Here is a 23,412-nt window from a genome sequence, read left to right on the forward strand (position 1 = left end):
CTCCGTTGGGCCGACTCATAATAGTAGTGAAAATCGTTCGCAACAATTATTGCGGATCATTCGCATCAATTCGTCGCTTCTGAAGGTGCGACGGGTTGCGTAGCGGTTGCCATTGCCAGCGTGCCAGCGACCGCCACAGCCATTCGAACGGTCCGTACCGGAAGCGCGCAAGCCACCATGGCGACCAGAGCGCCATCGCGGCGCACATGGCGAAGACCGGCAGGTATAGCGAGGCACGCGACCAATAGCCGAACTGGCCGAGGCCCCAGCCGTAGAAGAGGAAGCACATCACGATGCTGGTCGCGAGATAGTTGCTGAGCGCCATCCGACCGACCGCCGCCAGCCGCCGCGCGATCGGGCCGCCATTGCCCGCGAGCAGGATAATGGTCGCGGCCCAGCCGGGGATCATGATCGTGCGGAACGGGGTGGCGAGGGCGATCGGGCCGGCGACGATCGCCAGCACGTCGAGGTCGCGCCAAGCGATCCACAGGGCGATTGCTCCATAGCCGGCGATGCCGATGCCCATGCCGCCGACCGCCCAGCGCAGCAGGCGGCGACGGGACCATTGCCCTTGCAGCATCCCGCTGCGCAACGCGGCCATGCCGAACAGCATATAGGCCAGCGTTTCGAACCCGATGATCGGGGTTTCGTTCAGGATGTCGGGGACCTGCGCGATATTGTCGGCAAGGATCGCACCATAGCCGCCGCGGAACAGCGCGAGTTCGCGGGCGATGACCGTCGCGGCGGGGATGCCGAAGCCGTTGTCGAAATCGCGCAGCCCCCGTGCCGCATCCGCGCCACCGCCGGCCAGCATCGCCAGATAGGATAACGGGATCGATCCCATCAGCAGCATGTCGAGGACGGCGAAGGCGATGCCGAACGCCACCAGCCGGCGGGCACTATTGTGCCGGAACCAGTAGGCGATCGATCCGATCAGCGCATAATGGGCAAGGATGTCGCCGCGCCACAACAGCGCGGCATGGGCGATGCCGAGCAGGAACAGCCAGAACATGCGGGCGTAATGCACCGCCGCCGGATCGCGCCCGCTCGCTTCCGCCCGGTCGACGACCAGCAGCAGCGAAGCGCCGAACAGGAAGGAGAACAGCCCGCGCATCTTCCCGTCGAGCAGGATCAGTGTGGCATAATAGGCGAAGCGGTCGGCCGGGCCATCCAGCCCATAGGCACGCGGGCTGATATAGGCGGCTTCGGGCATCGCGAAGGCGATGATGTTGAGGAACAATATTCCCATCACCGCCACCCCCCGGACCGTATCGATCGTCGCGATACGGCCCGTGGGCGTCGGGTCAGGCAAGGGCGGCGTCCGCACCCATCAGCGCGGGGAAGAAGCCCTCATGGGCCTTGCGCAGCTCGTCCAGCGGGATGGCGAAGTCGCCATCGGTCAGTTCGAAGATGATGCGGCTGCCGATCGTCCGGCCGATCGGTTCGGCATCGACCCCGGCCTTTTCCGCACCCTGCAGGAATTCGAGCAGCGCATGGTCGTGGACGGTGACGATATAGACGCCCTGATCCTCGGCGAAGAGCGAGCGGGCGACATCGTCGAACGGCAGTTTGCGGTCGAGAATCGCGCCGATATTGCCGGCCAGCGCCATTTCGGCGACCGTCACGGCGATGCCGCCGTCGCTGACGTCGTGGCAGGCGGTGATCTTGCCCGACAGGATCGCCTGGCGGATATAGCCGCCGGTGCTGCGTTCGGCGTCGAGATCGACCGGCGGCGGCGGGCCTTCCTCGCGGCCGTGCAGTTCGCGCAGCCATAGCGACTGGCCGAGCGCGCCGGTACGGTCGCCGACGCGCAGGATGATGTCGCCGGTCTGCTTGAACGCGATCGTCGCCGACTTCTCCCAATCGGCGAGCAGGCCGACGCCGCCGATCGCCGGGGTCGGCAGGATCGCCGAACCGCCGCCGGTCGCCTTGGATTCATTGTAGAGCGAGACGTTGCCCGACACGATCGGGAAGTCGAGCGCGCGGCAGGCTTCGCTCATCCCGTCGAGGCAGCCGACGATCTGGCCCATGATCTCGGGGCGCTGCGGATTGGCGAAGTTCAGGCAGTTGGTGACGGCGAGCGGCGTCGCGCCGACCGCCGTCAGGTTGCGATAGGCTTCGGCAATCGCCTGTTTCCCGCCCTCGACCGGATCGGCGAAGCAGTAGCGCGGGGTGCAGTCGGTGGTCATCGCCAGCGCCTTGCGCGTGCCATGGACGCGGACGACCGCCGCATCGCCGCCGGGGCGCTGCACCGTGTCGGCGCCGACCATGTGGTCATATTGCTCCCAGATCCAGCGCCGGCTGGCGATGTCGGGCGATCCCATCAGCTTGAGCAGATCGGCGGCCGGGTCGGCGCAGTCGGGCACGTCGGTCAGCTCGGCGGGCTTGGGCGTCGGGACGTGCGGCCGATCGTAGAGCGGCGCTTCGTCGGCGAGCGGTGCCAAGGGAATGTCGGCGACGACATCGCCCTGCCATTTCAGCACCATGCGGCCGGTGTCGGTGACATGGCCGATGACCGCGAAGTCGAGTTCCCATTTGTCGAAGATCGCCCTGGCGAAATCCTCGCGGCCGGGCTTCAGGACCATGAGCATCCGCTCCTGGCTTTCCGACAGCATCATCTCGTACGGGGTCATGCCGCGTTCGCGCTGCGGCACGTCGTCCATGACCAGTTCGATGCCGACGCCGCCCTTCGACGCCATCTCGACCGAGGAAGAGGTGAGGCCGGCGGCGCCCATGTCCTGGATCGCGACGATCGCATCGGACGCCATGAGTTCGAGGCACGCCTCGATCAGCAGCTTTTCGGTGAAAGGATCGCCGACCTGCACGGTCGGGCGCTTCTCCTCGGCATCCTCACCGAAATCGGCCGAGGCCATGGTCGCACCATGGATGCCGTCGCGGCCGGTCTTCGACCCGACATAGACGATCGGATTGCCGACGCCCGACGCGGCCGAATAGAAGATCTTGTCGGTGTCGGCGATACCGACGGTCATCGCGTTGACGAGGATGTTGCCGTCATAGGCGGGGTGGAAATTCACCTCTCCGCCGACCGTGGGCACGCCGACGCAATTGCCATAGCCGCCGATGCCATGGACCACGCCCGCGATCAGATGCCGCATCTTCGGGTGATCGGGGCGGCCGAAGCGCAGCGCGTTGAGGTTCGCGATCGGCCGCGCGCCCATGGTGAACACGTCGCGCAGGATGCCGCCGACACCCGTCGCCGCACCCTGATAGGGTTCGATGTAAGAGGGGTGGTTGTGGCTCTCCATCTTGAAGATCGCGGCCTGTCCGTCGCCGATGTCGATCACGCCGGCATTCTCGCCGGGGCCGCAAATGACCTGACGCCCGGTCGTCGGCAGCTTCTTCAGATGAATGCGGCTGGACTTGTAGCTGCAATGTTCCGACCACATGACCGAGAAGATGCCGAGTTCGGTCAGGTTCGGTTCGCGCCCCATCGCGTGCAGGACGCGCGCATATTCTTCGGGGCTCAGGCCGTGTTCGGCGACGATCTCGGGCGTGATCTGGGTCATGTGGCGGCCTCTAGCGCGCGCGGGCGAGCGGGGCCAGCCGGTTTGTGATCGTTGCTTCCGCGTTTCCGGCGCGCCTGCTGCGTTGCAAAATAGGTACAGTTGCGGAACAAATATGGTCGGCCCGGTTTAATCTGCTTCGATTAACCCTTTTCCTATGGGAACCATGCATAGCGCTAGACGTCGGTGACCCGCGTCGCCGGTCGCTGGCGTAGCAGGGCGTTATGCCGAGCAAGGGAGAATCTGGATGGTTTCGAAGTTTCTGACGGCAATCGCCGCCACCACGCTGGTCGCGGCTCCGGTTGCCGCCAACGCCGCGTCGAACGCGCAGGCGCTGTCGGTCGCCAAGTCGGTCCGCGCATCGGCTCCGGCCAAGGGCCAGAAGCTTGCCGGTGGCGGCATCGTATTCGCGCTGCTGGCAGCAGCGATCGTCGCGGGCGGCGTCATCATCGCCGTCGACGACAATTCGGACAGCAACTAAGTCCGGTTGCGGGGCGGGGGCCGCTATGGTCCCCGCTTCTTCTTTCGGCGTGGCGCGGTAACAGGCACGCCATCGACGGTTCCCGCGCTGATGCGATCTTCTCGCGCGTCGCTCGTCCGGCATCGCCCGCGATTGGAACGTCAACCCAGCGAAGGCTGGGATGCTATGGTGATTGCGCGAGGCAAGCGCCGCTTGATACCCCGGCCTTCGCCGGGGTGACGATTGTGGCGACCAAGCCGGGACTCCGTATCAGTCCTTCCGCTTCTTCCACGCCTGCCACAGCATCATGCCGATCAGCGTACCGCCGGCAACGGTGCCGCCGACCGCGACGGCGGTGACCACCGGCGACAGGGTGTTGTCAGCACGGTGGAGATGGGGGCGGTGCTTTTTCAGCTTCTTGAGCAATGGCGTGCGCTGCGACAGCGCCTCGAACATTTCGCCCGGCCCTTCGGGATCGAGGATCTTGTTGTCGGCAAGCCATTCGGTGACCGCGCCGAGGTCGGGCACTTCATAGGGGCGTAGCGAACGGCCCTCCCCGCGTAGTTCCTCGATCGTCGCGATCAGCGAGTTGGTGCGGGTCAGCGTCGCCTGTACGTCCTCGCACGTCACGTCGAGATGTTCGGCGAGCAGCGAGTCGCGGATGCCGGCGATGGTGCGGCGTTCGTCGGCATTGACGTGGCGGGTCGCGTCGATCGTCACGTCGCATTCGGTGTCGAGGCGGAGCGAGCGGTTGTTGAAGTTGGACGAGCCGACGCGCAGCAACTGGTCGTCGATCACCGTCACCTTGGCATGGACATAGATGGCGGTGCCGCCGGCGGTGAAGGGGTGGTAGAGGCGCAGCCGGTCATGGCGGTCGCGTTCCTTCAGCGCCTGAAAGATGCGCGCGCGGGCGCTGTCCATCGCGACGGGTTCGAGCCACCCTTCGGCGGTGGTCGGATTGACGATCACGACCTCGGGACCATCGGCCTCCTCCAGCCGCCGTGCGATCGCCTCGGCGACCTTGCGCGAGGCGAAATACTGGCTTTCCGCATAGATGAAGCGTTCGGCGCGGGCGATCAGGTCGAGATAGAGCGTCTCGATCTCATGCACCGGTTCCTGCTCGGCCATTTCGGGGATGGTGCGGGCGATGGCGACGTCGATCCCGGTGAAGTCGGCGTCGAGCCCGGTCGGCCAGCAGCCGCCGGTGTCGGTCGGCGCAGGCAGTTCGTCGCCCCCCGCCACCGCCCAGCGACGGCGACACATGTCGCCGAGCGCGGCGGCGACCGGTCCTTCGAGCGCGGTCGTGACGTCATGCCATGGCTGATAGGGAGTGCCGTCGGGTTCGATCCGCCGGGGATCGTCGTCGCAATGCTCGCGCGTGTCCCAGCGGTCGACGGTCATGTCGATGCCGCCGCAAAAGGCGACGTCGTCGTCGATCACCACGACCTTCTGATGATGCGATCCCGCGATCGGGTGATGCCCGTCGAGGCGCATATGCACTTGCGGATCGGCGATCCATTTGGCGATGCGCACCAGCGTGCGGCCATGGAACAGCGTCTTGATCGCGCCGGTATCCCAGCGAAGGATATGGACCTGTAGCCCCGGCGTGCGGCGGACCAGCCAGCTGATGAATTCGCCGACCTTTTCAGGGCCTTCGCTCTCGGGATCGGTCTTGAAGCGGATGCGCGCGTCGAAGTCCCAGCCGATCAGCAGGATCTGCTTCTTCGCCTTCAGCATCGCATCGCGGGCGTGGCGGAAATAATTGTCGGCATCGACCAGCACGGTCGCGCGCGTCGCGCGCTCGATCCGCCAGCAGTTGCGACCCGGTTCGAGCGGAGGGGTGTGACGCGCCATGCGGGTAGCCATGGCAGGGTATCGTTACGGTTCCAAGCGATTGCGGTGCGTTGGCGGCGGTTTGCCGGTTCAAAGTTCACAAAGTTCACACTTGCACGCTGTTTGTGACGCGGGTGCGGGTGGAGCGGGCGAGGCGGACGGTGGAAAGAGCGGTATGCGAGGCTGGCAGGTCGGGCGGGTGTAGGAAAGGGGCGCTTTTTCCTTCCATCACCTTGGGCGTGACCGAGACCGCTGCGAGCCGCCTGATCGCCGACCTTGTTGCGTACCCCGTCTGCGCAGGGGTACGGCAAGTATGCGGCGGATCGAGCAGACTCGAGCAGCGGCCCCAGACGCGACGCGAAGTGACGGGTTGCGCAGGCGGTTACAGGATCTCGTGGACCCGTTCGGGTGGGCGGGCGATCACGACGCCCTTCGCCGTCTCCACGATCGGACGTTCGATCAGGATGGGGTGCCCGGCCATGGCATCGAGGATCGCCGCATCGTCGGCGGTTTTCAACGACTTGGCTTCGGTCTCGCCGGTGCGCAGCGCTTCGCGAGGGGTGAGGTTGGCGCGGGTCAGCAGCGCGGACAGTTCGTCGCGGGTCGGCGGGGTTTTCAAATATTCGACGATCGTCACGTCGGCACCGGCTTCCGCGAGCAGGGCGAGGGCTGCGCGGGACTTCGAGCAGCGGGGATTGTGGTAGATGGTGGCTTTCATGTTTTCCTCCCTGGCACGGGGAGGGGGACCGCCGGCGCAGCCGGTGGTGGAGGGGGTTGGCCGTGTCCACTACCGTTGCGTCTGCGGCGATCCCCCTCCATCATCGTTCGGCGACGGCTCGCGAAGCGAGCCGACTTCGCGGCTGCGACTTGCCCCCGGCATGTCGCTGATCGCCGCTACGGCCCCTCCGATCAAAGGAGAGGATTTTCAGGTCAGTCGTTCTTCGCCAGCCATTCTTCCAGCCACTTGATCGTATAGTCGCCGGTCTGGAAGTCGGGATCGTCGAGCAGCGCCTGGTGGAGCGGGATGGTGGTCTTCATCCCCTCGATCACGAATTCCTCCAGCGCGCGGCGCAGGCGCATCAGGCAGCGTTCGCGGGTGGTGCCATAGACGATCAGCTTGGCGATCATGCTGTCGTAATAGGGCGGCACCTTATAGCCGGCGTACAGGCCACTATCGACGCGGACGTGCATGCCGCCGGGTGCGTGGAAATGCTTCACCGTGCCGGGCGACGGCGCGAAGGTGCGCGGGTCCTCGGCATTGATGCGGCATTCGATCGCGTGGCCGGTGAAGCGGATCTGTTCCTGCCGGCAGGTCAGGCCATGCCCTTCGGCGACGCGGATCTGTTCGCGGACGAGGTCGAGGCCGGTGATCATTTCGGTCACCGGATGTTCAACCTGTAGCCGGGTGTTCATTTCGATGAAATAGAACTCGCCGTCTTCCCACAGGAATTCGATCGTGCCCGCGCCGCGATAGCCCATATCGGCCATCGCCTTCGCACAGATGCCGCCGATCCGTTCGCGATCGGCCTGGCCGAGCACGGGGGAGGGCGCTTCCTCCAGCACCTTCTGGTGGCGGCGCTGCAACGAACAGTCGCGCTCGCCCAGATGGATGGCGTTGCCATTGCCGTCGCCGAACACCTGGATCTCGATATGGCGCGGGTTGCCGAGATATTTTTCGAGGTACACCGTGGCGTCGCCGAACGCGGCCTTCGCCTCGCTGCCGGCTTGCTGCATCAGCGTTTCGAGTTCGTCCTCGGAATGGCACACCTTCATGCCGCGGCCACCGCCGCCCGACGCCGCCTTGATGATGACGGGATAGCCAGCCCTGGCCGCGATCGCCTTCGCCTCGGCGATGTCGCTGATCGCGCCGTCGCTGCCGGGAACGAGCGGCAGGCCGAGCGCGCCCGCGGTGCGCTTTGCCTCGATCTTGTCGCCCATCGTGCGGATATGTTCTGGCTTGGGTCCGACGAAGATCAGGTTGTGCAGCTCGACGATCTCGGCGAACTTGGCGTTTTCCGACAGGAAGCCATAGCCCGGATGGATCGCGTCGGCGCCGCTGATCTCGGCGGCCGAGATGATGTTGGGGATGTTGAGATAGCTGTCGGTCGCCGCCGGCGGGCCGATGCAGATCGCTTCGTCGGCGAGGCGGACGTGCATGGCGTCGGCATCGGCGGTCGAATGGACCGCGACCGTCTTGATCCCCATTTCGTGGCACGCGCGATGGATGCGCAGCGCGATCTCACCGCGGTTGGCGATCAGCAGTTTCTTGATTTCGGGCATATGTTTGTTCCTAGACCGCGTTGCGTCCCAGATCGGTTTGTCCTGAGTAGCCATTGAGCGAAGTCGAAAGGGCGTATCGAAGGATCGCGTGCTGTAGCGCTGCTTCGATACGGGCCTTCGACAGGCTCAGTCCCTACTCAGCACGAACGGGGCGGGCGTGGGGGGGCGGCTGCAAGGCGATTTACTCTACCACCACCAGCGGCTGGTCGAATTCGACCGGCTGGCCGTTCGACACGAGGATCTGAGTGACGGTGCCGGCGGCGGGGGCGACGATGGGGTTCATGACCTTCATCGCCTCGACGATCACCAGCGTGTCGCCGGCGGCGACCTTCTGCCCGACCGCGATGAACGGCTTGGCTTCGGGGTTGGCCGCCAGATAGACGGTGCCGACCATCGGCGAGGTGACCGGCGGCACGCTGCTCACCGGGGCGGCGGCGGCGCCGGCCTCGATCGTGGTCGTCGCGGCGCTGGCGAGCTGCGGCGGCGGCGCGGGCGCATAGGCCGGGGCGGGGGCATAGGTCGCCGCCGCCTGTACCGGCGCGGGCTTGCGCACCACGCGCACCTTGCGCGCGCCGTCCTCGACCTCGACCTCGGTCAGATCGGTTTCATCGAGCACCTGTGCCAGCGCGCGGACGAGGTCGATGTCGACGCGCATCGCGTGGCTGGTGAACGGCGTTCCTTCGCCCTGATTGTCGTCTGCCATGGTAACCCCCAATGGTATCGCTGATTATAAAAAACCGCGCCCTTGTCAGATGCGGGCGGCCGCTTCAAGCGCGACCAGATAGGAAAGCGCGCCGAACCCCGCCACGCTGCCGCGCGCGGCGCGGCCGACGAAGCTGGTGTGGCGAAATTCCTCGCGCGTATGCGGATTGGACAGATGGACCTCGATCACCGGGGTCTTCACCGCCTTGATCGCGTCGTGGAGCGCGATCGACGTGTGGGTATAGGCACCGGCGTTGAGCAGCACCGCCTTCGCCCCCTCCGCCTGCGCTTCGTGCAGCCAGTCGACCAGATGGCCTTCATGGTTCGACTGGCGCAGGTCGATCTGCAGGCCCAGTTCGCGGGCGCGATCCTCCAGCATGCCGGCAATGTCGTCGAGCGTATCCGATCCGTAGATCGCCGGTTCGCGCAGGCCGAGCAGGTTCAGGTTCGGGCCGTTGAGGACGAAGATGGTGGCGGTCAACGCGGTGCTTTCGGTTGCGGGGGCTTGTCCGCCCTCCCTATATGCAGCGCACCATAGCCGGACCGGGCCCGGTAAGTCGAGAGAACGGCGCGCCCGCAGGAGACGACATGCATACCGACGGTACCATCACCATCACGGTCAATGGCGAGCATATGCGCGTCCGCGACGGCATCACGCTGGCCGAACTGGCCGCGCAGATCGGGCTGGTGCCGGAAAAGGTCGCGGTCGAACGCAATCTGGAGGTCGTGCCGCGCTCGACGCTGAAGGACGTGCAGGTCGAGGATGGCGACGAGCTGGAGATCGTGCATTTCGTCGGCGGAGGCGATCATGTCGCGCCGAAGGATGCCGATACGTGGAGCGTCTCAGGTCGCACCTTCCGGTCGCGGCTGATCGTCGGCACCGGCAAGTACCGGGATTTCGAACAGAATGCGGCGGCCGTCGCGGCGTCGGGGGCGGAGATCGTGACCGTTGCCGTGCGCCGCGTGAATGTCAGCGATCCCAAGGCGCCGATGCTGACCGACTATATCGACCCGAAGAAGATTACCTATCTGCCCAATACCGCCGGCTGTTTCGATGCCGACAGCGCCATTCGCACGCTGCGGCTGGCGCGCGAGGCGGGCGGCTGGGACCTCGTCAAGCTGGAGGTGCTGGGCGAGGCGCGGACGCTGTACCCCGACATGGTGGAAACGCTGCGCGCGACCGAGGTTCTGGCCAAGGAAGGCTTTCTGCCGATGGTCTATTGCGTCGACGATCCGATCGCGGCCAAGCGGCTGGAGGATGCCGGCGCGGTTGCGATCATGCCGCTGGGCGCGCCGATCGGCTCGGGCCTCGGCATCCAGAATCTCGTGACCATCCGCCTGATCGTCGAGGGGGCGAAGTTGCCGGTGCTGGTAGATGCCGGCGTCGGGCAGGCGTCGGACGCGGCGGTGGCGATGGAGCTGGGCTGCGACGGGGTGCTGATGAACACCGCCATCGCCGAGGCCAAGGACCCGGTGCTGATGGCGCGCGCGATGAAGGCGGCGGTCGAGGCCGGGCGGATGGGCTATCTGGCCGGGCGGATGCAGCGGCGGCGCTATGCCGATCCGTCGAGCCCGCTCGCCGGTCTGATATGAATTAAGTTTCATGGAACGTCGGTGGAGGCCACCCGTTACTAACCCTGCAATCCAGCGAGCGAAATCTCGCCAACCGACAGGAGCCTTTCATGGGTGAATTCACCGACAAGCTCGCCGCCGCCGGCAACAAGATCGCCGGCAACGTCAAGGAAGCGATCGGCGACGCGACCGACAATGAGCGGCTGGAAGCCGAGGGCCAGGCGCAGCAGGCCAAGGGCACCGGTCAGGACGTGAAGGGCAGCGTCAAGGGCGCGCTCGGCGACAAGATCTGATGGGTTAGGGCACCGCGTACCGCTGGGTAATGGGCGGATGGTGCCGAAGGGCCGCTCCGGGAAACCGGGGCGGCCTTTTCCGTTGGGGCCGCCGATCAGCGATTGCGGATCGCGGTGATCGTCGTGCTGTGGGTGATGATCTCGATCTCGGTCCGGCAGTGGAGCAGGCGGACGCCGTCTTGCGCCAGCGCGCGGTCGAGGGCGGGGGCGAACTGGTCGGTCGTCTCGACGGTTTCGGCCCAGCCGCCATAGGCGCGGGCGAGGGCGGCGAAGTCAGGATTGGCGAGCGTGGTGCCGCTGAGGCGCGCGGGATATTCGCGTTCCTGATGCATGCGGATCGTACCGTAGCCGCCATTGTTGACGAGGATGACGAGCAGGTTGGCGCCGTGCTGGACGGCGGTGGCAAGTTCCTGTCCGTTCATCAGGAAATCGCCGTCGCCCGCGACCGCGACTGCGAGTTTGGTCGGTTCGCGCAAGGCTGCGGCGACGGCGGCGGGGACGCCATAGCCCATCGCACCGCAGGTCGGCGCCAACTGCGTGCCGGTCCAGCCATAGTGCCAGTAGCGGTGCCACCAGCCCGAGAAATTGCCCGCGCCGTTGCAGATGACGGTGTCGTGGCCGGACAGCCTTTCGCGCATTGCCGCGACGCACGTCCCGAGGTCGAGCGCGACGTCGCGCGGGGCGGGGGTCGACCATGCGAGCCATTCGGCATGGGCTTCCCGACCTGCCGGCAAGGAGTTAGCCGGTGGTTCGGCCGCGGCGAGCATGGCGGCGAAGGCACAAGGGTCGGCGGCGACGGCGAGGTCGGCGCGGTAGACGCGGTCGAGTTCGGCCGGGTCGGGGTGGACGTGGATCAGCGTCTGGCCGGGATGGTCGGGCGTTATCAGCGTATAGCCGTCGGTGGTCGCCTCGCCCAAACGTGCGCCGACGACCAGCAGCAGGTCGGCGGCCTTGATCCGCTGAACGAGCTTTGGCGAGGGGCCGTAGCCGAGATTTCCGGCCCATGCCGGATGGTCGTTGGCGATGGCGTCCTGTCGGCGGAAGGCGCCGGCGACGGGGATGCCCCAGCGTTCGGCGAAGTTGGCGAAGGTTACACCAGTGGAGGCATCCCAGCCCGCCCCGCCGACGATCGCCACGGGGGCGCGGGCGGTGCGCAGTGCTGCAAAAACCGCGTCGAAGTTGACAGGGTCGAGCGCGGTTTCGAGTTTCGCAAGCGGCGGGCGGTCGTTCGCGACCGCTTGCTCGACCAGCATGTCCTCGGGCAGGGCGATCACTACCGGGCCGGGGCGGCCGGAGGTGGCGGTGCGCCATGCGCGCGCGATATATTCGGGGATGCGCGCGGGATCGTCGATGCGCAGCACCAGCTTGGCAAGCGGTGCGAACATCGTCAGGAAATCGACCTCCTGAAAGCCTTCGCGGTCGCGATTGCCGCGGTCGACATCGCCGATGAACAACAGCAGCGGGATAGAGTCCTGCATCGCGACATGTACGCCGATCGACGCATTGGTAGCCCCGGGACCGCGCGTGACGAAGGCGATGCCCGGCCGCCCGGTCAGCGCGGCATCGGCACAAGCCATGAAGCCGACCCCGCCCTCCTGCCGACAGGTGACCAGATCGATCGCGGGCGTGTCGTGCAGCGCGTCGAGGACCGCGAGAAAGCTCTCGCCGGGGACGTGGAAGATGCGGTCGCAGCCATGGGTCATCAGGGCATCGACGAGGATGCGACCGCCGGAACGTGAACTTGTCATGCCCCCACGCTATCGCGCACCAGCGACCGACGCCAGAGCGGAGCTAAGTTGAAAGTCGGTTCACCTTCTTGACCGGCCCGACCGAGCCTGCGACATCGACGACGCGATCAGTTGGGAGAGAGGCGCGTGAACAAGCTGTACCCGAATGCCGAAGCGGCACTGCAGGGATTGCTCCACGACGGGATGACGATCTGCGCGGGCGGGTTCGGCCTGTGCGGCATTCCCGAACGGCTGATCGACGCGATCCAGGCGTCGGGCGTGCAGAAGCTGACCATCGCCAGCAACAATGCGGGAATCGACGGACAGGGCTTGGGCAAGCTGCTGCGCAGCCGGCAGGTCGCCAAGATGATCTCCAGCTATGTCGGTGAGAACAAGGAGTTCGAGCGGCAATATCTGAGCGGTGAACTGGAGGTCGAATTCTGTCCGCAGGGGACGCTGGCCGAACGCTGCCGCGCGGGCGGGGCGGGCATTCCAGGCTTCTATACCAAGACCGGGGTCGGCACGCTGATCGCCGAAGGGAAAGAGGTGAAGCAGTTTGACGGCGAGGACTATATCCTCGAACGCGGCATCCGCGCCGACCTGTCGATCATCAAGGGGTGGAAGGCCGACGAGGCCGGCAATTTGATCTTCCGCAAGACCGCGCGCAACTTCAACCAGCCGATGGCGACCGCCGCCAATTTCTGCGTGGCCGAGGTCGAGGAAGTGGTGCCGGTCGGTAGCCTCGATCCCGACACGATCCACCTGCCGGGGATTTACGTGAAGCGGATGATCGTCGGCGCGCCGTACGACAAGCAGATCGAGTTTCGCACGGTGCGGGAGCGGGTGTGATGGGTTTTTTGCGCGGTTTGGTGGCCAAGCGCGTATCGTACCCCGGCGAAGGCCGGGGTCCAGTTGCGGGACGGCGGTCTGCGTTCGCTGGCGTTTCCCAACTGGGCCCCGGCCTTCGCCGGGGTAGGTCCAGCGCTTTGACCCTCGGCGTCGGCGCCTTCGCCCTGTCGGGCTGTGTCGTGGCGGTCGGCAACCAGTCCGCCGCACCGGTCGCGCCGGCGACCGTGGCGGGCGTGCCGGCAGGGATGCAGTATCTCTATGGGTCGGGCGAGGCGGCGGCGGCGAGCCGGCAGGCCTATGCCGGGCTGGTCCGCTATGTGAACCAGTATCTGCGCGACCGGACGACGCTGCGCCGGATGCCGTTGCAGGCGGTGTTGGCGCCGGGCGCGACCCTGGCGCAACCGACGCAGCTGCCGTGCACCGGCAAGCCCGCCGTCGTGTTCGACGTCGACGAGACGGTGCTGCTCAACACCGGATACGAATATGCCGATGCGCGCGGCGGCATGGGCTATGACGCGGCACGCTGGGAACGGTGGGAGCGGTCCGACGGGCGCGCGACGCGGCCGGTGCCGGGGGCGGTCGAGGGGCTGGCGGCGCTGCGCGCGGCGGGCGTGACCGTGGTGTTCAACACCAACCGCAACGCCGCGACCGCCGAATTCACCGAAGCCGTGCTGAACCGTGCGGGCCTCGGTCCGGCGAAGCATGGCGAAACGTTGTTCCTGAAGGGCGATGCGCCGGGCGGGTCGGGCAAGGATGCGCGGCGGGCGCTGATCGCCAGCCGTTTCTGCGTCGTGGCGCTGGTCGGCGATCAGCTCGGCGACTTCAGCGATCTGTTCAATGCCGGACTGAAGCCCGCCGAACGCCGCGCCGCCGCCGATGCCCCCGCCTTTGCCAGCCTGTGGGGCAATGGCTGGTTCGTGCTGCCCAACCCGGTCTATGGCACCGCGCTGGCCGGCGATTACGACGATGTTTTCCCCAATGACCTGCGCTGGACCGATCCCGGCGCGCGCAAGGAGTAACCCGATGGGCTGGACCCGCGACGAAATGGCGGCGCGTGCCGCGCGCGAGCTGAAGGACGGATTCTACGTCAATCTCGGCATCGGTATCCCGACGCTGGTGGCGAACCATATCCCGGACGGCGTCGAGGTGACGTTGCAGTCGGAAAACGGGATGCTGGGCATCGGGCCGTTCCCCTATGCCGGGGAGGAAGACCCCGACCTGATCAACGCCGGCAAGCAGACGATCAGCGAACTGCCGCAATCGGTGTATTTCAGCAGCGCCGACAGCTTCGCGATGATCCGCGGCGGGCATATCGACCTGACCGTGCTGGGCGCGATGGAGGTGTCGGAAGGCGGCGACATCGCCAACTGGATGATCCCGGGCAAGATGGTCAAGGGCATGGGCGGGGCGATGGACCTGGTCGCCGGGGTGAAGAAGATCATCGTCGTGATGGAGCATACGTCCAAGAACGGCGATCCGAAGTTCATCCCCGAATGCACGCTGCCGCTGACCGGGCGGAATGTGGTCGACATGATCGTCACCGATCTGGCGGTGTTCCAGCGGGCGGACCATGACAGCCCGTTCCGGCTGTTGGAATGCGCGCCGGAGGTCACGGCCGAGGAGGTTCGGGCGAAGACTACGGCTCGGTTCGAAGAGTAGGATTCGGGTTCACGCGAAGGCGCGAAGGCGCGAAGGCGCGAAGAAGAGGGTGATTTTCGCGCAAAGGCGCAAAGGACGCCAAGATGGTGCGCTCGCCGCGATAGCGGCTCTCCCTCCTCGCCGCGGGTAGAGAAGAGGCTGCGCCGGACAGGCTGCATCCACCTGCTCCGCAACCCCTTTGCGTCCTTTGCGCCTTTGCGCGAATCCACTTTTCTACTTCTTCCTCCGCGCCTTCGCGCCTTCGCGTGAACCAAATCTCTACTGCGAGGCCGTTTCCGGCATCTTCCACCACAGCAATGCGAACCCGACCGCCGCGATCGCCGCGAGCAGCAGGAACGCCGCATTATAGCCGCCCTGGACGATCATGACGCCGGCCAGCGTCGTGCTGAGCGCGCCGCCCAGCCCCTGCACCGTCGCGACCGCGCCTTGGGCGACGTTGAAGCGACCGGTGCCGCGCATGATCGCGGCGACGACGACCGGCAGCAGTGCGCCGAAGATACCCGCGCCGATGCCGTCGAGCAGCTGTACGCCGAGCAGCCATGCCGGGGCGTCGGCAAAGGTGTAGAGCACCCCGCGCGCGATCAGTACGGCCATGCCCACCAGCAGGATCGGGCGGTGGCCCCAGCGATCGGCATTGCGGCCGACGACGATCGCGACCGGGACCATCACCAGCTGCGCGCCGACGATGCAGGCGGCGACCAGCGAGGTGGCGGCACCCGCGCCGACCTCGCGCCCCAGCAGCTGCCCGACCGAGGGCAGCATCGCCGCATTGGCGAGGTGGAACAGGAAACACGCCCCGGCAAAAACGGCGAGGGCGGGCGATCCCCGGAACGTCTGGAGCAAGGTCGGCGGCGGGGTGCAGGGTTCCTCGCCATCGGTGCAGCCGCGGGCGACGTCGTGGTCGATCGCCTTGTCGTCGACCATGAGGATCGCGACGATGCTGCACGCGGCGAGGCCGGCCATCAGGTAGAAGACGACCTGCGGCCCGAACTTCCACGCCAGCGCGCCGGCCAGCGCGGCGGAGACGGCGTTGCCGCCATGGTTGAAGGCTTCGTTGCGGCCGACGCGGCGGGTAAAGGCACGCGGACCGACGATGCCGAGCGTGATCGCGGCGATGCCGGGGGCGAAGATCGCGCCCGCGACGGCGGCCAGCGACTGGGTGACGGCGACGGCGGTAAAGCCCGACACGATCGGCAGCGATAGCGAGGCGAGGGTGACGATCAGCGCGGCGGCGACCAGCAGCGCGCGCTTCGCCCGGCTCTTGTCGACCAGCGCACCGGCCGGGGTCGTCGCCAGCAGCCCGGCAATGCCGGCGATAGTCATCACCATGCCGGCGGTTGCTTCGTCCCAACCATGGTCGGGTCCGCGCACCGCGACCAGATAGATGGCGAGATAGGGGCCAAGGCCGTCGCGGACATCGGCGAGGAACGCGTTCATCCAGTCGAGCGCGCGCGCGTTGCTTGGGGAAACGGGCCGTTCGGAAGTTCGCTCGCGCATCGCCGGCCTCTGTATATGATGTATGAAGCCGCCGAACGCGGCGCGGCGGCAAAGGCTCCCGCACCACGTGAACGTAATATAATGTCGTCGACCCTTCCCGGCGCACGCATTTTCGGTTAACGCCGCGCGATGACCAAGCCTGCCCGCACGTTGTACGAAAAGATCTGGGACGACCATGTCGTCGAACGCCGCGACGACGGCACCTGCCTGATCTATATCGACCGCCATCTCGTCCACGAAGTCACCAGCCCGCAGGCCTTTGCCGGGCTTCGCGCCGCCGGGCGGCAGGTGCGGCGGCCCGACCTGACGCTGGCGGTGCCCGACCATAACCTGCCGACGACGCGCCGGGTGGATGCGCAGGGCAACCGCCTGCCGATCGCCGATCCGGCCAGCGCCAGCCAGCTGGCGGCGCTGGAGAAGAACGCGCCCGATTTCGGCATCCGCTATATCGACGCGACGGCGGCGGCGCAGGGGATCGTCCATGTCGTCGGGCCGGAACAGGGCTTTACCCTGCCGGGCACGACCCTGGTCTGCGGCGACAGCCATACCAGTGCGCATGGGGCGCTGGGCGCGCTGGCGTTCGGGATCGGCACCAGCGAAGTCGAGCATGTGCTGGCCACCCAGACGCTGTTGCTGCAACAGTCGAAGACGATGGAAATCCGTGTCGACGGGACGCTGGGCTATGGCGTGTCGGCCAAGGACGTCGTGCTGGCGATCATCGGCAAGATCGGTGCGGCGGGCGGCACCGGCTATGTCGTCGAATATACCGGCGAGGTCATTCGCAGCCTGTCGATCGAGGGGCGGCTGACGATCAGCAACATGTCGATCGAGGGTGGCGCGCGCGCCGGCTTGATTGCACCCGACGAGACGACCTTCGCCTATCTGAAGGGGCGGCCGATGGCGCCGACCGGGGCCGATTGGGACCGGGCGGTCGAGTATTGGCGGACGCTGCCGACCGATGCGGATGCCCGGTACGACCGGGTGGTGCAGCTGCACGCCAGCGATATCGCGCCGTCGCTGACCTGGGGCACCAGCCCAGAGGACGTGGTGCCGATCACTGGGGTCGTGCCGTCGCCCGACAGTTTCGACGATCCGTCGAAGCGCGTCGCCGCGCAAAAGTCGCTCGATTATATGGGGCTGACGCCAGGCACGCGAATGCAGGATGTGCCGGTCAGCTATATCTTCATCGGCAGCTGCACCAACAGCCGGATCGAGGATCTGCGCGCCGCCGCCACCGTGGTGAAGGGACGGCACGTTGCCGACGGGATCAAGCAGGCGCTGGTCGTACCCGGATCGGGGCTGGTCAAGCGCCAGGCCGAGGCCGAGGGGCTGGACCGTATCTTTACCGAGGCGGGCTTCGAATGGCGCGAGCCGGGCTGTTCGATGTGCCTGGCGATGAACCCCGACAAGGTACCGCCGGGCGAACGCTGCGCTTCCACCAGCAACCGTAATTTCGTAGGGCGGCAGGGGCCGGGGGCGCGGACGCATCTGCTGTCCCCGGCGATGGCGGCGGCGGCGGCGGTGACCGGGCGGCTGGCCGATGTCCGCGAACTGGTGACGGAGCAAGCGTAATGAAGAAGGTGTTGATGGCGCTGATCGCGGGCGCGGTGCTGAGCGGAGTCGCGGCGGCCTATGCGTCGAGCGTGCGGCCGGCGGTGGCCAAGCCGGTCGTGCCGCGCAGCGGGGCGTAACATGGAAGCGATCACGCAGGTCGAGGGGCGCGCCTATCCATGGGGCGCCAAGAATATCGACACCGACATCATCATCCCGGCGCACTGGCTGAAGACCACGACGCGCGAAGGGTTGGGCAAGGGTGCGTTCGAGAGCGTGCGCGCCGAGCCGGACAATATCTTCGACGATCCGCGCTATGCCGGCGCGCCGGTGCTGATCGCGGGCGAGAATTTCGGCTGTGGCTCCAGCCGCGAACATGCCGCATGGGCGCTGGGCGACATGGGCGTCAAGGCGGTGATCGCGCCGAGCTTTTCCGACATTTTCTCCGGCAACGCGATCAAGAACGGGATCGTCACCGTCGTGCTGCCGCAGGCGGCGGTCGACCGGCTGGTGGAAGTGGCGAAGGATCAGCCGATCGCGGTCGATCTGGAGACGATGACCGTCACCACCCCCTATCAGGATCGCTTCACCTTCGACCTCGACCCGTTTCGTCGCCAGTGCCTGATGGAAGGGCTGGACGAGATCGGCATGACGCTGGCACAAGATACCGCGATTTCGAAATATGAGTCCGGCGTCGCTTCGGCGCGACCGTGGCTCAATGGGAGAAGCGGTGATGCGGGCGTTGTTGTCGACGGAGCCGGGCGGGCCTGACACCCTCGCGATCGGGGAATTGCCCGATCCGGTGGCGGGCAAGGGGCAGGTGGTCGTCGCCGTCCGCGCCTGTGCCGTCAATTACCCTGATGTGCTGATTATCGAGGATCGCTACCAATTCCGCCCGCCGCGCCCGTTCGCGCCGGGCGGCGAGGTGGCGGGCGTGATCGAGAGCGTCGGCGAAGGCATCGAGGGCTGGGCGGTCGGCGACCGGGTGATCGCGGTCACCGGCCATGGCGGGATGGTCGAAAAGCTGGCGCTGCCTGCCGCCGCGCTCCACCGCCTGCCACCGAACCGCAGTTTCGAAGATGGTGCGGCGCTGCTGCTGACCTATGCCACGGCGATCCATGCGCTGGTCGATCGCGGGCGGATCGCGGCCGGGCAGACGCTGCTGGTGCTTGGCGCTGCCGGCGGGGTCGGGCTGGCGACGATCGAGCTGGGCAGGGCGTTCGGCGCGCGGGTCGTGGCGGCGGTGTCTTCGCAGGAGAAGGCGGACGCGGCGCGGAGTGCGGGGGCGGATGACGTCGTCGTCTACCCCTATGCGCCGCTCGACAAGGACGCGTCGAAGGCGCTGGCGGATGCGTTCAAGGCGGCGGTCGGTCCGGCGGGGGCGGACATCGTGTTCGATCCGGTCGGTGGCGACTATGCCGAACCCGCGCTGCGCAGCGTCGGGTGGGAAGGGCGCTATCTGGTGGTGGGGTTCCCGGCGGGGATACCGAAGCTGCCGCTCAACCTGACCCTGCTCAAGAGTTGCGATGTGTGCGGCGTGTTCTGGGGCGCGTTCGCGATGCGCGATCCGGCGGCGAATGCGGCGCATGTGGCGACGCTGTTCCGGCTGTGGGACGAAGGGGCGATCGCACCGAAGGTGACGGGCGTGTTTCCGCTGGAGCGCGGCGGGGAGGCGATTGCGGCGCTGGCAGCGCGTCGGGTCGTCGGGAAGTTGGTAGTGGTGCCGTAGATTTGATTCGCGCAAAGGCGCAGAGGACGCAGAGGTGTCCGGATCGCGGCGATCGCAGCATTTCTGGCGAAGCCTTTCGCCATGTTGCCCCGAAAGCAAAGGGACGGTGGCGCGGCGGGCCATTGCGGCCAAGGCATTTCCTTTGCGTCCTCTGCGCCTTTGCGCGAACCATTTTCCCTTCTTCCGCCTTCGCGTCTTCGCGTGAACCTCGTCTTTTTCCCGAGCACCGCCTCAAACCGAGACGGCGTTGCGCGGAACCCGCGCTCGCCCTATCTCGCGGGGGAGGGACCATTAGGGGATTGCCATGACGACGTTCGACGACCGGGAGCGCGCTTTCGAAGCCAAATTCGCCCGTGACGGGGAAATGGCGTTTCGCGTGACCGCGCGGCGCAACAAGCTGCTGGGCCATTGGGCCGCCGAACGCATGGAACTGACCCCGGCCGAAACCGACGCCTATGCGACCTCCGTAGTGCAGGCCGATTTCGAGGAAGTCGGCGACGAGGACGTGATCCGCAAGCTGTTGTCCGATCTGGCCGCCGCCGGCGTCGATTGCAGCGAGGCCGATGTCCGTCAGGCGCTGGCCGATTGCGAGGTCGAGGCGCGCCGCCAGCTGTTGGGCAGCCTGTAATGCCGATGGAGGCACAGGCGATCGAGGCGCTGATCGTCGCCGCCATCCCCGATGCGGTGGTCGAGATCACCGATCTGGCCGGCGATGGCGATCATTATGCCGCGCGGGTCGTGTCGGAGAGTTTCCGGGGCAAGCCGCGCATCGCGCAGCAACGCGCGGTCTATGCCGCGCTGGGCGACCGGATGGGTGGCGAACTGCACGCACTGCAACTGACGACCGGCGTCCCCACTCCACAGGCATGAAGCGCCCGCCGGGCGAACGATCAAGGATATGACGATGACCGACGATACCAACGCCCGCATCGATGCGGTGGTGAAGAACAACCCGGTGGTGCTGTTCATGAAGGGCAGCCCGCTCTTCCCGCAATGCGGTTTTTCGAGCCGGGCGGTGGCGATCCTGAACCACCTGAACACCCAGTTCGAAAGCGTCGACGTGTTGCAGGATCAGGGCATCCGCCAGGGTATCAAGGCCTATTCGGATTGGCCGACCATCCCGCAACTGTACGTGAACGGCGAGTTCGTCGGCGGATCGGACATCATGATGGAGATGTACGAGAGCGGCGAGCTGGCCGAGCTGCTGGGCGGCGACAAGGTCGCCTGAGCGTTTCTTTTCCATGCGGTGCAGAAGCCCGGTCGCGCGATGGCGCGGCCGGGCTTTTTCGTTGCTGCAGAGCCGACTTGCGACGGGGCAAGGCGTGGCGGTGCCCGGCGACCAATTGGAAGCGCGCGAGAGCGATGCTGGTGGAGAACCCGGGTGGGCGGACCGGCGAGAGTGCCGATCCGCCCGAATTGAAGCGCGAACGCATCGGGTACCTACTCTCATGCAGGCCGCGTGCCATTTCCGGGAATTACGGGTTTTCACGGGGGATCGCGGTTAATCGTTCTTCACCGGGCGGCCGAGTTGTAAGCCGTTCCGACAGTTTGCCGGCGGGTTGTTAATTACAGTTGTAAACGTAACGACCACGGGTGTAGTCATTGTCCATGGCCGAACGAATCAGCGATGCCGAGCATGCCGTGATGGAAGTGCTCTGGGACAAGAACCCGCTTACTGCGCAGGAGGTGGTCGAACGCGTCGCCCCGTCGCGCGACTGGAGCGCGAACACCGTGAAGACGCTGCTCGGCCGGCTACTCGCCAAGGAAGTGATCGGTGCGGAGGAGGATGGGCGGCGCTATCGCTACCGCCCGCTGGTCGCGCGCGAGGAATATGTCGCCGGGGAATCGCAGAAGTTCATCGACCGTCTGTTCGGTGGCAGCCTGACCCCGCTGGTCGCGCATCTGGCCGAACGCGACCAGTTGAGCGCGCGTGAAATCGACGAGATCGAGGCTCTGTTAAAGGCGCTGAAACAATGATCGGATGGGCGGTGGAGACGATCGCGGCGGCGACGCTGCTGATGCTGCTGGTGCTGGTGCTGCGCGGCCCCGTCGCGCGACGCTTCGGTCCGCAGGCGGCCTATGCGCTGTGGGCGCTGCCGGCGCTGCGCATGATCCTGCCGCCCATTCCCGACGCTTGGCGACCGGTCGACATCGCGCCGATCGGCGCCGCGACCGAGCCGGGGGTCATCATGCTGGGCGTGCCGGTGGCCGAAGTCCCCGCGCTGCCGCAGGGTTGGGGCATGGCCGACGTACCGCTGGCGGTGATGGCATTGTGGCTGCTGGGCGCGGTCGGGTTCGTGACATGGCATATCGTCCAGCATCGCCGCTTCTGTGCCAAGGTGCTGGCGTCGGGCCGGGCCGAGGGCGTTGCCGGCGGGCACGTCAAGATGATCGAATCGCGGCACGCCGCCGGGCCGCTCGCCTTCGGGGTGGTGCATCGCTACGTCGCGATGCCGGTCGATTTCCGCGAACGTTATGACGAACGCGAACAGGCATTGGCGCTGGCGCATGAGCTTGGCCACCATGCGCGGGGCGACCTGCTCGCCAACTGGGTCGCGTTGGTGGTGCTCGGCTGCCACTGGTTCAATCCGGTCGCATGGCGCGCGTTCCGGGCATTCCGCGCCGATCAGGAAATGGCGTGCGACGCAATGGTGCTGGCCCGCGCCACGCCGGGCGTCCGCCACGCCTATGCCACCGCCATCGTCAAGTCCGCGCATGGGCAGGGGCTGTCGGCCGCCTGCCACCTGCACGGCGTCCATGAACTCAAAGGGAGGCTTGTCATGTTGTCGAAGCATCGGGTGATGTCGCCCGTAACGAAGCGGGTCGCGGGGGGTGCGACGCTGGCGCTGGCGGTGCTGGGGCTGGGGATCACCGCGTCGGGGACGCAGGCGGCCGAGACATTCCGTGGCAAGGTCGAGGATGCGACCGGCGTCGAGATCGCGTCGGTCGAGGCGAAGGCGGCGGCGGTGCTGGCCCCGGTCGCGGCGATTGTTCCGGCACAGGCGGCGACGTTGCCGGTGGTGCCCGCCGAACCGGCGAGCCCTGCCGCGTTGCCGAAGCCGGCGGTACCGGCGACTGCGCCGAAGGTGCCGATGCCGGTCACCGTCGTGATGCCGGCAATGCCCGCCTTGCCAGCGAACCTTGCCAAGTCGCCCGAAGGCAAGGTCCGCAAGATCGTCGTCCAGCGCTATGACGGCGAGGGCAAGCTGATCGGGCAGAGCGTCAGCGACATTCCCGAGGTCAACATCGTCAGCGGCAATTGCGGTCCGGGCAGCCAGACCACCATCACCCGCAACGACGGCGGCAAGCAGGTCACGACCATCTGTTCCGACCGTATCCGCATCATCACCCGGCAGGCCGCCGCCCGCGCCCATGACGGCGCCCGCCTGGCAGCGCTCGGCGAAGCGGCGGCGGCGCGCGGCGAGGCAGCGGCAGCGCGGGGGGAAGCGCAGGCGGCACAGGGTGAGGCCTATGCCCGTCAGGGCATCCGCACCGCGCTCGCCAGCCTGCGCTCGACCCGCGCGTCGATCGCGGCGAACCGCGACATGCCGGCCGCGGGCCGCACCAGCGCCCTTGCCGGCATCGACGAAAGCATTCGCGAACTTCAGGAAGAGCTGGACGACCAGGACTGATACCCGGATCCACGGACGTTCTGCCCCGTTCGTCCGTGGCAGGGCCGGTCGGCATCGTGCCGGCCGGCCCGCTTGCCTTGTATCACGCGCCGCCAGCGGCCATG

General features: G+C 66.8%; 23 protein-coding genes. 14 read left to right on the forward strand and 9 right to left on the reverse strand.

What is annotated here, in order from left to right; translation table 11 throughout:
• Positions 1–46 precede the first annotated feature (46 nt).
• Both MF607_RS07100 and purL read right to left on the reverse strand, forming a co-directional pair.
• A complete protein-coding gene (locus MF607_RS07100) occupies positions 47–1,312 on the reverse strand; it encodes a DUF418 domain-containing protein (protein WP_242116896.1) in 1,266 nt (421 codons plus the stop codon).
• On the reverse strand, positions 1,305–3,527 hold the full coding sequence (gene purL / locus MF607_RS07105) for a phosphoribosylformylglycinamidine synthase subunit PurL (RefSeq protein ID WP_242116897.1): 2,223 nt from the start codon (positions 3,525–3,527) through the stop codon (positions 1,305–1,307). The genes MF607_RS07100 and purL overlap by 8 nt, the downstream gene beginning before the upstream one ends.
• Positions 3,528–3,771: 244 nt before the next feature.
• Between purL and MF607_RS07110 the strand changes: the two genes are divergently transcribed.
• Entirely contained in the window at positions 3,772–4,005 is a 234-nt protein-coding gene (locus MF607_RS07110; protein ID WP_242116898.1) for a hypothetical protein, read from the forward strand.
• Positions 4,006–4,254: 249 nt separating this feature from the next.
• On the opposite strand, the gene MF607_RS07115 is transcribed toward MF607_RS07110, so the two are convergent.
• From MF607_RS07115 to aroQ, 5 genes are all read right to left on the reverse strand, one after another.
• Entirely contained in the window at positions 4,255–5,838 is a 1,584-nt protein-coding gene (locus tag MF607_RS07115; RefSeq protein WP_242116899.1) for a phospholipase D-like domain-containing protein, read from the reverse strand.
• Positions 5,839–6,199: 361 nt separating this feature from the next.
• On the reverse strand, positions 6,200–6,535 hold the full coding sequence (arsC, locus tag MF607_RS07120) for an arsenate reductase (glutaredoxin) (protein ID WP_242116900.1): 336 nt from the start codon (positions 6,533–6,535) through the stop codon (positions 6,200–6,202).
• A gap of 212 nt (positions 6,536–6,747) precedes the next feature.
• Positions 6,748–8,097: an acetyl-CoA carboxylase biotin carboxylase subunit gene (accC, locus tag MF607_RS07125; RefSeq protein ID WP_242116901.1), complete on the reverse strand. Its 1,350-nt coding sequence runs from the start codon at positions 8,095–8,097 to the stop codon at positions 6,748–6,750.
• A gap of 181 nt (positions 8,098–8,278) precedes the next feature.
• Positions 8,279–8,800: an acetyl-CoA carboxylase biotin carboxyl carrier protein gene (accB, locus tag MF607_RS07130; protein WP_242116902.1), complete on the reverse strand. Its 522-nt coding sequence runs from the start codon at positions 8,798–8,800 to the stop codon at positions 8,279–8,281.
• A gap of 45 nt (positions 8,801–8,845) precedes the next feature.
• Entirely contained in the window at positions 8,846–9,280 is a 435-nt protein-coding gene (gene aroQ / locus MF607_RS07135; RefSeq protein WP_242116903.1) for a type II 3-dehydroquinate dehydratase, read from the reverse strand.
• A gap of 107 nt (positions 9,281–9,387) precedes the next feature.
• Here aroQ and thiS point away from each other — a divergent pair, with 107 nt between their 5' ends.
• Together thiS and MF607_RS07150 are read left to right on the forward strand one after the other, a co-directional pair.
• Positions 9,388–10,392, forward strand: a complete 1,005-nt coding sequence (gene thiS / locus MF607_RS07145; protein WP_277925779.1) for a sulfur carrier protein ThiS — start codon at positions 9,388–9,390, stop codon at positions 10,390–10,392.
• Between the two features lie 89 nt (positions 10,393–10,481).
• Complete coding sequence (locus tag MF607_RS07150) at positions 10,482–10,664, forward strand: CsbD family protein (RefSeq protein ID WP_056453386.1); 183 nt, start codon at positions 10,482–10,484, stop codon at positions 10,662–10,664.
• Between the two features lie 95 nt (positions 10,665–10,759).
• Here the strand turns inward: MF607_RS07150 and MF607_RS07155 are convergent, their stop codons facing one another.
• The gene (locus MF607_RS07155; RefSeq protein ID WP_242116904.1) at positions 10,760–12,412 is read right to left on the reverse strand and encodes a thiamine pyrophosphate-binding protein; all 1,653 of its coding nucleotides are present in this window, start codon (positions 12,410–12,412) and stop codon (positions 10,760–10,762) included.
• A 126-nt stretch (positions 12,413–12,538) separates the two neighbouring features.
• Between MF607_RS07155 and MF607_RS07160 the strand changes: the two genes are divergently transcribed.
• The 3 genes from MF607_RS07160 to MF607_RS07170 all read left to right on the forward strand — a co-directional run bounded on the left by MF607_RS07160 (position 12,539) and on the right by MF607_RS07170 (position 14,899).
• A complete protein-coding gene (locus MF607_RS07160; RefSeq protein WP_242116906.1) occupies positions 12,539–13,240 on the forward strand; it encodes a CoA transferase subunit A in 702 nt (233 codons plus the stop codon).
• Positions 13,241–13,377: 137 nt separating this feature from the next.
• Positions 13,378–14,259 carry a 5'-nucleotidase, lipoprotein e(P4) family gene (locus MF607_RS07165; RefSeq protein ID WP_431311912.1) on the forward strand — a complete coding sequence of 294 codons (882 nt, stop codon included), beginning with the start codon at positions 13,378–13,380 and terminating at the stop codon, positions 14,257–14,259.
• 4 nt (positions 14,260–14,263) lie between these two features.
• Positions 14,264–14,899 carry a CoA transferase subunit B gene (locus MF607_RS07170; protein WP_242116909.1) on the forward strand — a complete coding sequence of 212 codons (636 nt, stop codon included), beginning with the start codon at positions 14,264–14,266 and terminating at the stop codon, positions 14,897–14,899.
• 258 nt (positions 14,900–15,157) lie between these two features.
• Here the strand turns inward: MF607_RS07170 and MF607_RS07175 are convergent, their stop codons facing one another.
• On the reverse strand, positions 15,158–16,396 hold the full coding sequence (locus MF607_RS07175; protein WP_242116911.1) for an MFS transporter: 1,239 nt from the start codon (positions 16,394–16,396) through the stop codon (positions 15,158–15,160).
• A 129-nt stretch (positions 16,397–16,525) separates the two neighbouring features.
• Between MF607_RS07175 and leuC the strand changes: the two genes are divergently transcribed.
• The 8 genes from leuC (at position 16,526) to MF607_RS07215 (ending at position 23,308) form a co-directional block, all read left to right on the forward strand.
• Positions 16,526–17,968, forward strand: coding sequence for a 3-isopropylmalate dehydratase large subunit (leuC, locus tag MF607_RS07180; protein ID WP_242116913.1), 1,443 nt, complete (start codon positions 16,526–16,528; stop codon positions 17,966–17,968).
• Between the two features lie 120 nt (positions 17,969–18,088).
• Positions 18,089–18,718 carry a 3-isopropylmalate dehydratase small subunit gene (gene leuD, locus MF607_RS07185; RefSeq protein WP_242116916.1) on the forward strand — a complete coding sequence of 210 codons (630 nt, stop codon included), beginning with the start codon at positions 18,089–18,091 and terminating at the stop codon, positions 18,716–18,718.
• Positions 18,681–19,676: an NADPH:quinone oxidoreductase family protein gene (locus tag MF607_RS07190; RefSeq protein WP_242116919.1), complete on the forward strand. Its 996-nt coding sequence runs from the start codon at positions 18,681–18,683 to the stop codon at positions 19,674–19,676. The genes leuD and MF607_RS07190 overlap by 38 nt, the downstream gene beginning before the upstream one ends.
• Positions 19,677–19,980: 304 nt before the next feature.
• A complete protein-coding gene (locus MF607_RS07195; RefSeq protein WP_242116921.1) occupies positions 19,981–20,304 on the forward strand; it encodes a DUF1476 domain-containing protein in 324 nt (107 codons plus the stop codon).
• Positions 20,304–20,546, forward strand: coding sequence for a BolA family protein (locus MF607_RS07200; protein ID WP_242116923.1), 243 nt, complete (start codon positions 20,304–20,306; stop codon positions 20,544–20,546). Before MF607_RS07195 ends, MF607_RS07200 begins: the two co-directional genes overlap by 1 nt.
• A gap of 34 nt (positions 20,547–20,580) precedes the next feature.
• Complete coding sequence (grxD, locus tag MF607_RS07205) at positions 20,581–20,904, forward strand: Grx4 family monothiol glutaredoxin (RefSeq protein WP_242116927.1); 324 nt, start codon at positions 20,581–20,583, stop codon at positions 20,902–20,904.
• Between the two features lie 380 nt (positions 20,905–21,284).
• A complete protein-coding gene (locus MF607_RS07210) occupies positions 21,285–21,653 on the forward strand; it encodes a BlaI/MecI/CopY family transcriptional regulator (protein WP_242116928.1) in 369 nt (122 codons plus the stop codon).
• A complete protein-coding gene (locus tag MF607_RS07215; RefSeq protein WP_242116930.1) occupies positions 21,650–23,308 on the forward strand; it encodes a M56 family metallopeptidase in 1,659 nt (552 codons plus the stop codon). The genes MF607_RS07210 and MF607_RS07215 overlap by 4 nt, the downstream gene beginning before the upstream one ends.
• Positions 23,309–23,412: the final 104 nt, after the last annotated feature.

Source organism: Sphingomonas lacusdianchii, assembly GCF_022664395.1.
GTDB classification, from domain to species: domain Bacteria; phylum Pseudomonadota; class Alphaproteobacteria; order Sphingomonadales; family Sphingomonadaceae; genus Sphingomonas; species Sphingomonas lacusdianchii.

What these genes read in the sequence shown, in the direction of transcription:
- MF607_RS07155 (WP_242116904.1), bottom strand. Translation starts at nt 12,412, where the DNA reads ATGACAAGTTCACGTTCCGGCGGTCGCATCCTCGTCGATGCCCTGATG.
- MF607_RS07175 (WP_242116911.1), bottom strand. Translation starts at nt 16,396, where the DNA reads ATGCGCGAGCGAACTTCCGAACGGCCCGTTTCCCCAAGCAACGCGCGC.
- MF607_RS07200 (WP_242116923.1), top strand. Translation starts at nt 20,304, where the DNA reads ATGCCGATGGAGGCACAGGCGATCGAGGCGCTGATCGTCGCCGCCATC.
- leuC (WP_242116913.1), top strand. Translation starts at nt 16,526, where the DNA reads ATGACCAAGCCTGCCCGCACGTTGTACGAAAAGATCTGGGACGACCAT.
- leuD (WP_242116916.1), top strand. Translation starts at nt 18,089, where the DNA reads ATGGAAGCGATCACGCAGGTCGAGGGGCGCGCCTATCCATGGGGCGCC.
- purL (WP_242116897.1), bottom strand. Translation starts at nt 3,527, where the DNA reads ATGACCCAGATCACGCCCGAGATCGTCGCCGAACACGGCCTGAGCCCC.
- MF607_RS07150 (WP_056453386.1), top strand. Translation starts at nt 10,482, where the DNA reads ATGGGTGAATTCACCGACAAGCTCGCCGCCGCCGGCAACAAGATCGCC.
- grxD (WP_242116927.1), top strand. Translation starts at nt 20,581, where the DNA reads ATGACCGACGATACCAACGCCCGCATCGATGCGGTGGTGAAGAACAAC.
- accB (WP_242116902.1), bottom strand. Translation starts at nt 8,800, where the DNA reads ATGGCAGACGACAATCAGGGCGAAGGAACGCCGTTCACCAGCCACGCG.
- MF607_RS07210 (WP_242116928.1), top strand. Translation starts at nt 21,285, where the DNA reads ATGGCCGAACGAATCAGCGATGCCGAGCATGCCGTGATGGAAGTGCTC.
- MF607_RS07115 (WP_242116899.1), bottom strand. Translation starts at nt 5,838, where the DNA reads ATGGCGCGTCACACCCCTCCGCTCGAACCGGGTCGCAACTGCTGGCGG.
- MF607_RS07195 (WP_242116921.1), top strand. Translation starts at nt 19,981, where the DNA reads ATGACGACGTTCGACGACCGGGAGCGCGCTTTCGAAGCCAAATTCGCC.
- thiS (WP_277925779.1), top strand. Translation starts at nt 9,388, where the DNA reads ATGCATACCGACGGTACCATCACCATCACGGTCAATGGCGAGCATATG.
- MF607_RS07170 (WP_242116909.1), top strand. Translation starts at nt 14,264, where the DNA reads ATGGGCTGGACCCGCGACGAAATGGCGGCGCGTGCCGCGCGCGAGCTG.
- MF607_RS07215 (WP_242116930.1), top strand. Translation starts at nt 21,650, where the DNA reads ATGATCGGATGGGCGGTGGAGACGATCGCGGCGGCGACGCTGCTGATG.
- arsC (WP_242116900.1), bottom strand. Translation starts at nt 6,535, where the DNA reads ATGAAAGCCACCATCTACCACAATCCCCGCTGCTCGAAGTCCCGCGCA.
- accC (WP_242116901.1), bottom strand. Translation starts at nt 8,097, where the DNA reads ATGCCCGAAATCAAGAAACTGCTGATCGCCAACCGCGGTGAGATCGCG.
- MF607_RS07190 (WP_242116919.1), top strand. Translation starts at nt 18,681, where the DNA reads ATGCGGGCGTTGTTGTCGACGGAGCCGGGCGGGCCTGACACCCTCGCG.
- MF607_RS07110 (WP_242116898.1), top strand. Translation starts at nt 3,772, where the DNA reads ATGGTTTCGAAGTTTCTGACGGCAATCGCCGCCACCACGCTGGTCGCG.